Origin of the sequence: Streptomyces resistomycificus (assembly GCF_001514265.1) — a bacterium.
In the GTDB taxonomy this organism is placed as follows: domain Bacteria; phylum Actinomycetota; class Actinomycetes; order Streptomycetales; family Streptomycetaceae; genus Streptomyces; species Streptomyces resistomycificus.
The window spans coordinates 439,280-452,392 of sequence record NZ_KQ948990.1 but is presented as its reverse complement, the minus strand read 5'-3'; the positions used below and the strand labels follow the sequence as shown (position 1 = coordinate 452,392).

11 protein-coding genes and 1 pseudogene are annotated in these 13,113 nt (G+C 72.6%); 3 read left to right on the top strand and 9 right to left on the bottom strand.

The window, feature by feature from the left end; translation table 11 throughout:
• Positions 1-58: 58 nt before the first annotated feature.
• The gene (locus AQJ84_RS12150; protein WP_078632240.1) at positions 59-1,609 is read right to left on the bottom strand and encodes a sensor histidine kinase; all 1,551 of its coding nucleotides are present in this window, start codon (positions 1,607-1,609) and stop codon (positions 59-61) included.
• Complete coding sequence (locus AQJ84_RS12145) at positions 1,606-2,442, bottom strand: response regulator transcription factor (RefSeq protein ID WP_030043076.1); 837 nt, start codon at positions 2,440-2,442, stop codon at positions 1,606-1,608. The genes AQJ84_RS12150 and AQJ84_RS12145 overlap by 4 nt, the downstream gene beginning before the upstream one ends.
• Before the next feature lie 216 nt (positions 2,443-2,658).
• Between AQJ84_RS12145 and AQJ84_RS12140 the strand changes: the two genes are divergently transcribed.
• The 3 genes from AQJ84_RS12140 to AQJ84_RS12130 are packed head-to-tail and all read left to right on the top strand — an operon-like array spanning position 2,659 to position 5,988.
• Entirely contained in the window at positions 2,659-3,261 is a 603-nt protein-coding gene (locus AQJ84_RS12140) for a carbonic anhydrase (protein WP_030043077.1), read from the top strand.
• Complete coding sequence (locus AQJ84_RS12135; protein WP_030043079.1) at positions 3,258-5,030, top strand: SulP family inorganic anion transporter; 1,773 nt, start codon at positions 3,258-3,260, stop codon at positions 5,028-5,030. The genes AQJ84_RS12140 and AQJ84_RS12135 overlap by 4 nt, the downstream gene beginning before the upstream one ends.
• 31 nt (positions 5,031-5,061) lie before the next feature.
• Positions 5,062-5,988: an oxidoreductase gene (locus AQJ84_RS12130; protein ID WP_030043080.1), complete on the top strand. Its 927-nt coding sequence runs from the start codon at positions 5,062-5,064 to the stop codon at positions 5,986-5,988.
• A 101-nt stretch (positions 5,989-6,089) separates the two neighbouring features.
• Here the strand turns inward: AQJ84_RS12130 and AQJ84_RS12125 are convergent.
• From AQJ84_RS12125 to AQJ84_RS12095, 7 genes and pseudogenes are all read right to left on the bottom strand, one after another.
• Positions 6,090-6,338, bottom strand: a pseudogene (locus AQJ84_RS12125) (TetR/AcrR family transcriptional regulator); the annotation flags it as partial.
• A 45-nt stretch (positions 6,339-6,383) separates the two neighbouring features.
• A complete protein-coding gene (gene nirD, locus AQJ84_RS12120; RefSeq protein WP_030043082.1) occupies positions 6,384-6,734 on the bottom strand; it encodes a nitrite reductase small subunit NirD in 351 nt (116 codons plus the stop codon).
• Complete coding sequence (nirB, locus tag AQJ84_RS12115) at positions 6,731-9,334, bottom strand: nitrite reductase large subunit NirB (RefSeq protein WP_053190571.1); 2,604 nt, start codon at positions 9,332-9,334, stop codon at positions 6,731-6,733. Before nirB ends, nirD begins: the two co-directional genes overlap by 4 nt.
• Positions 9,334-10,566: an NAD(P)/FAD-dependent oxidoreductase gene (locus AQJ84_RS12110; RefSeq protein ID WP_030043085.1), complete on the bottom strand. Its 1,233-nt coding sequence runs from the start codon at positions 10,564-10,566 to the stop codon at positions 9,334-9,336. Before AQJ84_RS12110 ends, nirB begins: the two co-directional genes overlap by 1 nt.
• A 571-nt stretch (positions 10,567-11,137) precedes the next feature.
• On the bottom strand, positions 11,138-11,578 hold the full coding sequence (locus AQJ84_RS12105) for a GNAT family N-acetyltransferase (RefSeq protein ID WP_030043086.1): 441 nt from the start codon (positions 11,576-11,578) through the stop codon (positions 11,138-11,140).
• Between the two features lie 40 nt (positions 11,579-11,618).
• Positions 11,619-12,239, bottom strand: a complete 621-nt coding sequence (locus AQJ84_RS12100) for a class F sortase (protein WP_030043087.1) — start codon at positions 12,237-12,239, stop codon at positions 11,619-11,621.
• Positions 12,240-12,353: 114 nt separating this feature from the next.
• Positions 12,354-12,911: a hypothetical protein gene (locus AQJ84_RS12095; protein ID WP_030043088.1), complete on the bottom strand. Its 558-nt coding sequence runs from the start codon at positions 12,909-12,911 to the stop codon at positions 12,354-12,356.
• Between the last annotated feature and the right edge of the window lie 202 nt (positions 12,912-13,113).

The following is a 13,113-nucleotide window of genomic DNA, read 5'->3' as shown; positions in this document are numbered from 1 at the left end:
AAGGTGTGTCGTGACCGGCCCGCCACCGGCCGGCGGCGGGGTCGCGCGGTGACGGACCCTAGGCGCGCGGGGTGGAATCGCTATGGACAGCCTGTGAAGCGGGCGCGCGGTGCAGATGACCGTGCAGGTGACCGGCGACATGCAGCGCCAGCACCTCCCGCCCCCGGTGGGCCGCACCTCCCGGCGCGTGGCCCCCCGGGGGTTCCGCCGACGGCAGCCGGACCACCGCGTCCAGCCCGCCGGTCGCCGCCGCGCGCACGCTCGCCTCGCCGCCGCTCGCGTGCGCGAGCCGTTGGACGAGGGAGAGGCCGAGGCCGGTGCCGCCCTTGGGGGCGCCCGGCGCGCGCCAGAACCGGTCGAAGGCGCGGGCTCGCTGCTCCGCCGTCATGCCGGGGCCCTCGTCGGTGATGTGGAGGTCGACCCAGTGGGGGCGGGCGTCGCGCAGGGCCCGGCGGGCGGGGACGTGCAGACGCAGTTCGATGGTGACGGTGGTCGCGGCCGGGGAGGCCCGCAGGGCGTTGGAGAGGAGGTTGTCCAGGATCTGCTCGATGGCTCCGGGCACGGCGAGTACCGGGCCCACGCTGCCGGCGAACAGGACCAGGGAGACGTTCTGCCGGTCGAACAGCGGCGCCCAGGTGCGGTGGCGTTCGGCGCAGACCGCGCCCACGTCGACCCGCTGGGGCGTGGCCGCGTGCTCCTCCAGCCGCGCCATCGCGAGCAGCCCCTCGACCATGCGGGACAGCCGGTCCGTCTCCGTCACGGCGGCGGTGAGGCTGCCCCGGCCACGGGCGGTGACGTTCGGTTCCAGGTTCTCCAGGCGCAGACGCAGAGCGGCCAGCGGAGTCTTGAGCTGGTGTGAGGCCTCGCCCGCGAACGCGTGCTGCGAGTCGAGGAGGTGGGCGAGCCGGGCCGCCGTGCGGTTGAACGCGGCTGCCAGGCTGCGGACTTCGGGCGGGCCCTTGGTGACCGTCACGGGCTCGGCGCGGCCGCCCTCCGCCAACTCGTAGGTAGCACGCTCCAGTTCGCGGATGGGCCGGCCGGTCCAGCGGGCGATGCCGAAGCCGACGAAGGTGACGGCGGTGAGTACACCGAGGCCGCCCACGGCGAGCAACAGCCAGACGTGGTGCACGCGTTCGTGGACCGTCCGGGTCGGCAGCGTCAGCCATACGGCACCCTCCGGCCGTACGCCCTGACCCACCGGCGCGGCCACCGACAGGTACTCCACCCCGCCGATGGTGGAGGTGCGGACGTCCACCGTGGAGGTGCCCCGCAGGGCGGCCTCCACGCCCGGGCGGGACGCCAGCGTGCGGGACGTGGCCGCGGTCAGCGGATGCGAGGTGGCGAGCGGGGCGCCCGTGTCGTCCACGACCACCACCTGCCCGCCGATGCGCTCGGCGCAGTGCGCCACCCGGCCGGGCAGGTCGAGCTCGGCGCGGCCGGCGGCGAGGGACAGCGCGGCGTACGCGGACACCGACTCGGCCTCGTCCTTCGCCGCGTTGACCACCCGCTCCCGCTCGCCCCGCGAGTAGACGAAGCCGAGCGGGATCTCCAGGGCGAGCAGGACCAGCGCGGCCAGCGTGAGATAGCTGAGCAGGAGACGGCGGGTCATGGCGAGCCCACCTGCTGCTCGTTCGGCTCGCCCTGCACCGCCAGCCGGAAGCCGACCCCGCGCAGCGTCCGGATCCACGCCGGATGTCCCAACTTCCGCCGCAGCGACGCGACATGGACATCCAGCGTCTTGGTCGGGCCCTCGTAGTGCGGGTCCCAGACCCGGTCCAGGATCTGCTGCCGGGAGTACACCGCCCCGGGATCCTCGGTGAGCAGCGCGAGAAGTTCGAACTCCTTGGGGGTGAGGGCGACCCGGGCCTCGCCGACCCAGACCTGCCGGGTCCGGCGGTCGACGACTAGCGGTTGGTCGTACGACGGCGGCGGCGCGGGTTCGAACGAGGGCGAGGGCGGCTGCGAGGGCGACGCCGAGGGCGCGGGCGTCGGCGCGGGTGTGGGCGTGTGGTCGTACGCCGGTGCCCGCTCGTACGACGGCACCGCCGCGGGCACCTGCTCCACCCCCGCAGGCGTCAGCCGGCTCCGCTGGGTCCGGCGGGTCACCGCCCGCACCCGGGCCACCAGTTCACGGATGCTGAACGGTTTCGCCAGGTAGTCGTCGGCGCCCAGCTCAAGCCCCAGGACGCGGTCCGCCTCCTCCCCGCGGGCGCTGAGGATGACGATCGGGACGTCGGAGACCTGGCGGATGCCCCGGCAGACGTCGATGCCGTCCATGTCCGGCAGCCCGAGGTCGAGCAGGACCACATCGCCGTACGGTCCTCTCAGACCGTCCGTGCCGGTGGCGACGTGGTCGACCGTCAGCCCGAAGTGTCCGAGACCCTCGGTGAGCGGTTCGGCGATCGTCTCGTCGTCCTCGATGAGCAGTACTCGTATGCCCATGCGTCCTGTCTCTCCGTGATCCGGCATGAATCCAGGCAGCCCTGATCGGAAATTCTCTCCCTGGAGCCGACACGCTACAAGATGACAGCTCCGGCGCGAACGCCGACAAGAAATGTTCCATTCCTGTCCGGGCTCTGGCCCTTACTTAACCTTCCTCTGGGTCGTGCCCTTCTACGGTGAGGTGACCTGCCCGAACTTCCCATCGAGGAGGCGTCGTTGAAGGCTCTACTGGATCGCGCCCGCACGTTCACACAGCGGGTCGAATTCGATCGTGGCGAATACCGGAAACTGGCCGAGGGGCAATATCCCGAGGCACTCTTCATTACCTGCTCGGATTCCCGGGTCATACCCGCGCTCATTACGGGTGCCCGGCCCGGAGAGATATTCGAACTGCGGAACGCGGGCAATATCGTGCCGTCCTACGGGCGGCCCGGGGCCGGCGGCGAGGCGGCCACCATCGAGTACGCGCTGGAGGTCCTCGGGGTTCAGCATGTCGTCGTGTGCGGTCACTCACACTGCGGCGCGATGGGCGCGCTGAAGTCCGGCGACGACCTGACCGCGCTGCCGGGTGTGGACGCGTGGCTGCAGGTGGCCCGCCCCGAACTGGCGCCGATGCTCGACGGCCCCGACGACCCGTCGCTGTCCGACGTGGCCCAGCGCAACGTCGTCAACCAGCTGGCCGCGCTGCGCAGCCACCCCGTGGTGCGGCAGCGGCTGGACGCGGGCCGGCTGCGGCTGCACGGCTGGTACTACGAGATCGACACTGGGCGCGTGTCCGAGCTCGACGACGACGGCCGCTTCCGGGTGCACACCGGATGAGCGGGGCACATGCGAAGGGACGGGGCGCGGTCTTCCGGACCCGCCCGGCGTCCGGCTCCCGCGACGGGGCCGGGGGTGACGGCTCCGGGTACGACGACTCAGGGGGCGGCACCCAGGCCTCCCGGAGCCGGGACAAGTCCGACCTGGGCACCGAGATCACCGCCTCCCTCGTCGTCTTCCTCGTCGCCCTTCCCCTCTGCATCGGCGTCGCCGTGGCCTCCGGGGTGCCGGCCGAGCTCGGGATCATCTCCGGGGTGATCGGCGGGCTGGTGGTCGGTGCGGTGCGGGGGAGCACGCTGCAGGTCAGCGGACCCGCCGCAGGCCTGGCCGCGCTGGTCGCGGAGACCGTCGCCGAACACGGCGTGGCGATGCTCGGCGTGATCGTGCTGGGCTCCGGGATCCTGCAGATCGTCCTCGGCGTCGTGCGGCTCGGCCGGATGTTCCAGGCGATCTCCCTGGCCGTCGTCCAGGGCATGCTGGCGGGCATCGGACTGCCGCTGATGTTCAGCCAGGCCTATCCGATGGCCGACCACAACGCGCCCGGTACCCCGATCGAGAACCTGGCCGGGATCCCGGGGCTGTTCGCCGACATCCTCACCGACCGGCAGGCGATGATCGCCACGCTGCTCGGCGCCCTCACCGTGGTCCTGAGCTTCGTGTGGAAGAAGGTCCCGGGCCCGGTCAGGAAGGTGCCGGCCGCGCTGGTCGCCGTGGGCATCGGTATCGGGGTCGCCGCGCTGCCCGGGGTGGAGGTGAAGACCCTGCAGGTCGGCAATCTGCTCGCCGCCGTGCAGGTGCCCGGCGGAGAACAATTCGCCGGGCTCGCGGACGTGGCGATCATCACGTCCATCCTCACCTTCACGGTGATCGCCTCCGCCGAGAGCCTGTTCACGGCGGCCGCGGTGGACCGTATGCACAGCGGCCCGCGCACCCGCTACAACACCGAACTCATCGCCCAGGGCGCCGGGAACACGGTGGCGGGCATCCTCGGGGCCCTGCCCGTCACGGCCGTGGTGGCGCGCAGTTCGGCGAACGTCCAGGCGGGCGCGAAGACCCGCCTCTCCCGCACCCTGCACGGCCTGTGGCTGCTGGCGTTCGCGCTGCTGCTGCCGCAGGTCCTCGCGCTCATCCCGATCTCGGTGCTGGCCGGGGTGCTGGTGTACAGCGGGTGGAAGCTGTTCGCGCCGGAGGAGTTCCCGAAGATGTGGCGCCAGGACCGGGGCGAGTTCGCGGTGATGACCCTGACCACGCTGGTCATCTTCGCGACGGCGCTGCTCGAAGGCGTGATCGTGGGCCTCGCCGCCGGCATCGTGCTGGCCGCGCTCCGGATGTCCAAGACCGTGATCCGGCAGCATGTCGACGACGACACCGCCAAGGTCGTCATGGCCGGCAACGCGACCTTCCTGCGGCTGCCGCAGGTCATCGAGGCGCTGGAGGCCGCGGCGGCGTCGGGCAGGCCCCGTATCCGCCTCGACCTGACCGGCGTGACCCACCTGGACCACGCCTGCCGCAACCAGGTGGAGGAGTTCACCGCCCAGCAGCGGGGGAACGGCCTGCGGGTGGAGCTGCTGATGCCGGGGCCGGCGAAGCCGGTGACACCTCCGGTCGAGGAGTCCACGTCCCGGACGGCGCCCGTCACGCCGGGGACCGGACCGGCCACCGCCCCCTCGACGCCGCCCTCCGTCCCCGGCCCCGGCGCCGAGTGGTTCTACCTCGACACACGGCCCCTCCCGGACGATTACGCCGAGCGCCCTCCGCTCGTAGGCTGAACCCCCACCCGTCGGCTGAGGGAGGTCGGCCATGGTCGGCTGGAGAGAGAAGGACATCCCCGATCAGGACGGCCGAACCGCCGTCGTCACCGGGGCCAACAGCGGCATCGGTTACGTCACCGCGCGAGAACTGGCGCGGCGGGGCGCCCGGGTCGTGCTGGCCTGCCGGAGCGAGGCCCGCGCTGTCGAGGCCGGCGACCGGATGGCCACCGAAGTGCCCGGCGCCCATGTGGAGTTCAGACGCCTCGACCTCGGGGACCTCGCCTCCGTACGGCAGTTCGCGGCCGACCTTCCCTACGACCGGCTCGACCTGCTCGTGAACAACGCGGGCGTGATGGCGCTGCCGTACGGCACGACCGTGGACGGGTTCGAGACGCAGTTCGGCGTCAACCACCTCGGGCACTTCGCGCTCACCGGGCTGCTGCTGCCCACGCTGCTCGCCACGCCCGGTGCGCGCGTCGTGACCGTCTCCAGCACGGCGCACGCGCTGGCCAACATCGACATCACCGACCTCAACAGCGAGCGCGGGTACCGGCGTTGGACCGCCTATGCGCGCTCCAAGTCCGCCAACCTGCTCTTCACGCACGAACTGGCGCGCAGACTGGCCGCCCACGGCTCCGACGTCGTCGCGGCGGCGGCCCACCCCGGGTACGCCGCCACCAACCTCCAGACCGCGGGACCCCGCATGTCCGGTCGCCGGGCCACCGAGCGGTTCATGAGGATCGGCAACCGCTTCTTCGCCCAGTCCGCCGAGGCGGGCGCCCTGCCCACCCTGCACGCCGCGACCGCGCCCGGCGTACGCCCCGACTCCTTCACCGGCCCGGCCTTCGTGATGTGGCGCGGGACGCCGGGATCCTCCTGGCGGGCGCCCTGGACGCGCGACGACACGGCCGGGCAACGGCTTTGGGCCGCGTCGGAGAAGCTGACCGGCGTCACCTACGACCGGCTGCGGGGGTGAGGGCGCGCGATCAGGCCGTCGCGCCGCCGTCCACCACCAGGTCGGTGCCCGCCGTCGAGGCGGCGGCGTCCGAGGCCAGGTGGAGGACGGCTGCGGCCCGTCACCGCGGGCAGCACGGGGCCCGGCTGGGACAGTTCCCGCAGCAGGTCCGGCAGCTGCTCCTGGTAGCGCTGGAGTGCCTTCAGGTACAGCTCGTGCTTGTTGCCGAAGGTCGCGTATATGCTGGCGCGTCCGATGCCCAGGTGCTCGACCAGGTCCGCCGTCGACGTCGCCACGAAGCCGCGCCGCCAGAACAGCTCAAGAGCTGTCTGGAGCGCGGCCTCGGGATCGAACTCCTTGGTCCTGGGCACGGACCGAGCCTGGATTCGGTTGGAACGGTCGATCGAGAACACTTCTTACGAGGCGCGGACCTCGTAGGTGGCGATCCGCACCGACTCGTCGTCCAGGCACTGCCCCGACTCCAGGTCGAAGCGCTGCTTCAGCAGCGGAGAGGCGACGAACGGCCGGCCCTGCTGGGCGCCGAGCAGGCCGCGGGAGAGGACTGCCGCGCCGCTGAACGGGTCGCGGTTGTCGACGGCGTACAGGGAGCCGGCGCGGTCGCGGAACACGGCCACCTGGCGGCCGTCGGGCAGCAGTGCCGCCACGCCGCGGCCCGGCAGCAGCAGGCTCAGGTCGCAGACCGTGAACCACTCCTCGGCGAGCAGGAGCTGGACCTTCAGGTCGGTCGTCTCGGGTGCCAGTGTCATCGCTGGGCGCTTCCTTCCAGGACGTCTGCCGCGTTTCCGGTGGGCCGCATGCCGATGGACAGCAACGGCAGGTCGGGCTTGATCTGGTCGCGCTCGGGGACGAAGCCGACGACCGGGTCGGGGGTGTCGGGTGCGTTCACGAAGGACACGAACCGGGAGAGCTTCTCGGGGTCGTTGATGGTGGTCGCCCACTCGTCGGCGTAGTGCGCGACGTGGGCCGTCATCAGGGACTCCAGCTCCTCGCAGATGCCGAGGGAGTCCTCCACCACGACGTCCCGGACGTGGTCCAGGCCGCCGGGGATCCGCTCCAGCCAGGTGGAGGTGCGCTCCAGACGGTCGGCGGTGCGGATGTAGAACATCAGGAACCGGTCGATCAGTTTGATCAGTTCGGCGTCCGTCAGGTCCTGGGCGAGCAGGTCCGCGTGGCGCGGGGTGGCGCCGCCGTTGCCGCCGACGTACAGGTTCCAGCCGTTGGAGGTGGCGATGACGCCGAAGTCCTTCGACTGGGCCTCGGCGCACTCGCGGGCGCAGCCCGACACCGCCGACTTCAGCTTGTGCGGGGACCTGAGGCCCCGGTAGCGCAGCTCCAGGTCGATCGCCATGCGGACCGAGTCCTGGACGCCGTAGCGGCACCAGGTCTGGCCGACACAGGACTTCACCGTGCGCAGGGACTTGCCGTAGGCGTGGCCGGACTCGAAGCCGGCGTCCACCAACCGGGTCCAGATGAGCGGGAGCTGCTCGACGCGGGCGCCGAACATGTCGATCCGCTGGCCGCCGGTGATCTTCGTGTAGAGACCGAAGTCGCGGGCGATCTCACCGATCACGATGAGGCCCTCGGGGGTGATCTCACCGCCGGGGATGCGGGGGACGACCGAGTACGAGCCGTTCTTCTGGAGGTTGGCCAGGAAGTGGTCGTTGGTCTCCTGCAGCGCCGCCTGCTCACCGTCCAGGACGTAGCCGCTCGCGCCGATGGTCGGGGCGAGGGAGGCGATGATCGAGCCGACCGCCGGCTTGCAGATGTCGCAGCCGTCGCCGCCCCGGGCACCGTCGCGGCCGTAGCGGTCGAGGAGGTCTTGGTAGGTGTTGATGCGCAGGGCGAGGACGATCTCGTACAGCTCCTCGCGGGTCTGCCCGAAGCAGGCGCACAGGCCCTTGTCGACCTCGACGCCGCTCGCCTCCAGCTCGGCGGTGACCAGCTGGCCGAGGACCTTGACGCAACTGCCGCAGCCGGTACCGGCCTTGGTGCACTTCTTCACCTCGGGCACGGTCGTGCACTGGTGGTCGGTGACCGCGCCGCGGATCGCGCCCTTGGACACGTTGTGGCAGGAGCAGATGATCGCCTCGTCCGGCAGCGCGGACGGGCCGAGCTGGACGGACTCCCCGGCGCCGGCCGGCAGGACCAGCGACTCGGGCGACACCGGCGGGATCGAGCCGGTGAAGGCCTTCAGCGTGCCGTACGCGTCCGCGTCGCCGACCAGGATGCCGCCGAGCAGCGTGCCGTCGCGGCCGATGACCAGCTTCTTGTACAGGCCCGCGCGGGAGTCGGAGTAGACGACGTCCAGGCAGTCGTCGGTCGTGCCGTGCGCGTCGCCGAAGGACGCCACGTCCACGCCGAGCAGCTTCAGCTTGGTGGAGAGGTCGGCGCCGGTGAACTCCGCCTCGTCCTCGGCGATCGTCGCGGCCGCCGTCTCCGCCTGCTCGTAACCGGGGGCGACCAGGCCGTACACCCGGCCGTCGGAGGCCAGCGCGCACTCGCCGATCGCGAAGACGTGCGGGTCGGAGACGGTGCGGCACTGTGCGTCGACGGTGATGCCGCCGCGCTCTCCGACCGTCAGACCGCAGTCGCGGGCCAGCTGGTCGCGGGGGCGGACACCGGCGGAGAACACCACCAGGTCGGTGGCGAGTTCGGAACCGTCGGACAGCTTCATGCCGGTGACCGCGCCGGACTCGTCGACCACGATCTCCTGCGTGCCCACGCCCGTGTGGACGGACAGGCCCATCTCCTCGATGGTGCGCAGGAGGGCCGCGCCGCCGCCCTCGTCGACCTGGACGGGCATCAGTCGGGGCGCGAACTCCACGATGTGGGAGGTGAGTCCGAGACCCTTCAGGGCGCCGGCCGCCTCGAGTCCGAGCAGCCCGCCGCCGACCACCGCGCCGGTGGAGCGGGTCTTGGCGTACTCCTCGATGGCGAGCAGGTCGTCGATCGTGCGGTAGACGAAGCAGCCCTCGGCGTCCTTGTGGGGGACGGGCGGGACGAAGGGGTAGGAGCCGGTGGCGAGCACCAGGACGTCGTAGTCGACGACCAGGCCCGAGCGGGAGGTCACCCGGCGCGCCTCGCGGTCGATCGTCTCCGCCGGGTCACCGACGTACAGCTCGATGCCGTGGTCCTTGATGAACTCCATGTCGGTCATGGAGAGGTCCTCGGGCGTCTTGCCCGAGAAGTACGAGGTGAGTGCTACGCGGTCGTACGCGGGACGCGGCTCCTCGCACAGCACGACCACGCGGTGCGTGGCGGTCAGGCCGCGCTCGGCGAGCGCTTCGAGGAAGCGCTGGCCGACCATGCCGTGGCCGACGAGCACGATCGTGGGGGTCGTGGACATCAGGAGCCTCCATCATTGGTGAGCAGGTGGAGCAGGGGGCCGCCGTCGGACGGGAGCGGCTCTGCTCCCTCCCAGGCGCGGGCGAGCGCGCCGACGGTGCCGAGTTCGCCGACGAGGACTCCGCCGACCAGGCGGTCGTCGCGGACGACGACCTTGCGGTAGGTGCCACGGGTGGCGTCGGTGAGCTGGACTACGTCGTCCCCCGGAAGCGGCTCCGTCTCGCCGAACGCGGCGAGGTCGAAGGCGCTCTGCCCGGCCAGCGTGAGCCGGGTCAGCGAACGGGTGCCGGTGTAACGGGCCTCGCGGTTGCCGGTGACGCCCGCCTCGCTCGCCAGCAACTCGGCGAGCACGTCGGCCTGTTCGAGCGCCGGGGTGGCGAGTCCGTACACCGTGCCGTCGTGCTGGACGCAGTCCCCGACGGCCCGGATGTGCGGGTCGGACGTACGGAGCTCGTCGTCGACGACGATGCCCTTGCGGACGTCGAGCCCGGCGACCCGGGCGAGACCCACACGCGGGTGGACCCCGCAGGCCAGGACGACGAGGTCGGCGTCCAGGGCGTATCCGTCGGCCATCTCGACCGAACGGACCGCGCCGTTGACGCAGCGCACGTCACGGACGCGGAGGTCGGTGTGGACCTCGACACCGAGGTCCCCCAGGTGCCGCCGGACCAGTCGGGAGGCGGCCGGGTCGAGCTGCCGCTCCATGAGCCGCTCGGACTGCTGGGCGAGGACGACCTGGGCGCCGCGAAGGGCGAGCGCGCGGGCCGCGGACACCCCGAGCAGGCCGCCGCCGATGACGACGGCCTTCGCGCCCGGCCGGACCGCCTTGGACAGGCCCAGACAGTCGTCCATCGTGCGGAAGGCGTGCACACCCTCGGGCAGTTCGTGGTCGGGGGTGAACAGGCCGCGCAGGGGCGGGAGTACGGGGTTGGAGCCGGTGGCCAGGACCAGCGTGTCGTATGCGATCTTGGAACCGTCCGCGCACTCCACGGTCCGGCCGGCCCGGTCGACGCCGGTGACCCGGGCACGCGTCAGCTCCGCGGGCGCCGGGAGGGCGATCACGTCGGGGCTGTAGCGGCCGGCCAGCACTTCGGCGAGGAGCACCCGGTTGTAGGGCCGGTGCTCCTCGTCGCCGACGAGGGTCACGCTCACGCCGAGCTCACCGAGCCGCCGGGCGAGACGGACGCCCGCGAGCCCGGCGCCGATCACCACCACACGCGTATTCGAGGTCATGTCCAGGAGCGTGCGTGGTCGGTGTTACCCGGTGGCATCACCTCTGTTTCCCGCGAGGAACGCTGCCCTCAGCGGGGGCGGGGGGTGGGTGTGAGGGTTCGGGGCGGGCGCCGGGTGCGCGGTGTGAGGCGGGGCCGCGGACCCGGTCCGGGGCGGCCCGGGCTCTCCGTCCTGACTTGTCGGTGGACGCTGCATGTATCCAGTCCCGGCGGTGGGACGGGGTGAGGACGGGGGACGGGATGGGGGTGGGCACGGCGGCGGGCCGGCGGGCCGGTGCCGGTTTCGGTGCTCATCCGCCGGCTCCGGGCGAGCATCCCGGGGCGCGTACGGACCGTGGGCCGACGAGGCCATCGCCATCGCCGGCGTCGGCACAGGGGGCGCGCGCGGCGGGCGCGCGGCGGTGCCCGTCGCCTGCCCTGGGGCCCGCGCGCGCTGAAGGAGGCAGCGCGCGCAGGTCCCGGGCGGGCTCGGACCGGTTCGGGTGCCGGGGTCGTGTTTGCGGTCTCGCCGGTTCGTGTGGCGGGGTCGTGTTCCCGCTCAGGTCGGCTGGCGCACAGGGCCGCGTCCCCGCTCACGCCGGTTTGCGGACCATGAACACGTCCACCGGGTCCTCGGTCTCCGTGGTGAAGCCGTGGCGCTCGTAGAGCCGTCGGGCGGGGCTGCCGTGCAGCACGTTCAGCCGGACCAGGACGCCGGCGCGGTCACACCGCTCCAGCAGCCCGCGCAGCACGCCCGAACCGACACCGCCGCCCTGCAGCTCGGGGGCCAGGTAGAAGTGCTCCAGCCAGTGCGCGTCCGCGGCCGGCCGCAACGCCACGCGGCCCGCGAACGCGCCGCCCACCTCGATCACCCAGGTGCAGGCCGGGTCGAACCCGTCGCGCAGCCGTTGCCGCACGCGCTGCTCGTCGTAGCGCCCGAGCCGTTCCAGATCCGCCCGCAGCACCACGGCACGCAGCTCGGCCACCGCCTCCACGTCCGCCGCCGACGCCGGCCGGACAGCCCACCCCACCATGATCGCCACGCTACCGCGCCGGGCGCCTCCCGCCGCGGCGTCACCGGCTCCCGGTGAGGTGCGCGAAGACCACCACGTTCCCCTGGTATCCGGTCGACCGGGAGTACCCCCCGCCGCAGGTGATCACCCGTAGCTCGGGCCGTGCGGACGCGCCGTACACCTTCGCGTCGGGGAAGGCCCGCGCGTCGTACACCTCGACCGCGTCCACGGTGAAGACGGCGACGCCCCCGTCACGCCGGTCGATCTCGACGGCCGCGCCCTTCTTCAGCGCGCCGAGGCCGTAGAAGACGGCGGGGCCATCGGCGTTGTCGACGTGGCCGGCGACGATCGCGGTGCCGATCTCGCCGGGGGTGGTGCCCGCCTCGTACCAGCCGGCGAGGTTCTTCCGCGCGGCGGGCGGGACGTCGAGGCTGCCGGTCGCGGTGAGGCCGAGGCCCGTCAGCGGAGCGTCCACCCGGATCGAGGGGATGCGGATCCGGTCCGGCGGGGAGGGCGGCAGCGCGGGCGCGGCGGACCGCTGGGCGCGCGGGTCGACGCGGGCCTCGGCCGCGGACGGCTGCGGCGGTGCGTGCGTCTCGGCGCCGCTGCGCAGCAGCCACGCACCGGAGCACAGGGACGCGACGGTGACCGCCGCTATCGCGGCGTTGCCGAACCTGGGCATGGCGGTTCCTCTTCAGGAGAGCTCGGCCCCGTTCCCCCTCCGGGCCGCGAGGGGCGTCGGACCCGGAGGGGGAGGGGTGTGCGGTACCGGCGGACGGACAGCGGAGGGTGTCCGTCAGATCCCGTCGCCTCTCGCCCGGCGATGCAGGAGCCAGGTACCGCCCGCGGCGGCGACGGCGAGAGCCGCCACGCCGGCCGCGGTCTGCACGGGATCGGGGCCCAGGGCGCCGCCGACCCCCGTCTTCACACTTCCGCGCGGATGCACCCACGCGCGCGCGGACGTCAGCGTGACGACCAGGTCGCCCGTGACCCGCCTGCCGCCCTCCGCGCAGGTCGCGACGATCTCGTACGTCCCCGGCTGCGCACTCGGCGGCACCTGGAACTGCCCGATCGCGTCGCCCTCGTGCGTGCTGGGCGCCAGCGTGAACGCCCCGGCGCCCACCGCGCTGGCGTCGCCCGCCGCCGTGCCGCCGTCCCCGCAGTCCGCCGTGTTCACCGTGACCTGCCCGCCCGGCACCACGGAGGTCGGGTAGACCTCCAGACCCCCGGCCGAGGGGCCCCGGAGGTGGGCCGCCGGGAGGCCGGCGCTGCCGCCGTACGCGGGTACGGCACCGACGCCGACCACGGCGACGGCGAACGCGGTACCGGACAGCAGACGGGCGGTACGTCGCATCGATGCTCCCTCGAGCTCAGCGGTGCACTTCGGTGGGCTGCCCTTCCGAGGTAAGTGGCACCGCGCCGAGACCGCTTCCTGAGAGAGCGTCAGAAATGTGGTGAATGGGTGTCAGATCGGGGGGAACCCCAGAGGTGTGGACGGCGTTTCGGCAGGTCACCGGCGTGCCGGTGGCGTACCCGGAAAAGAACCCGAAGGGTGC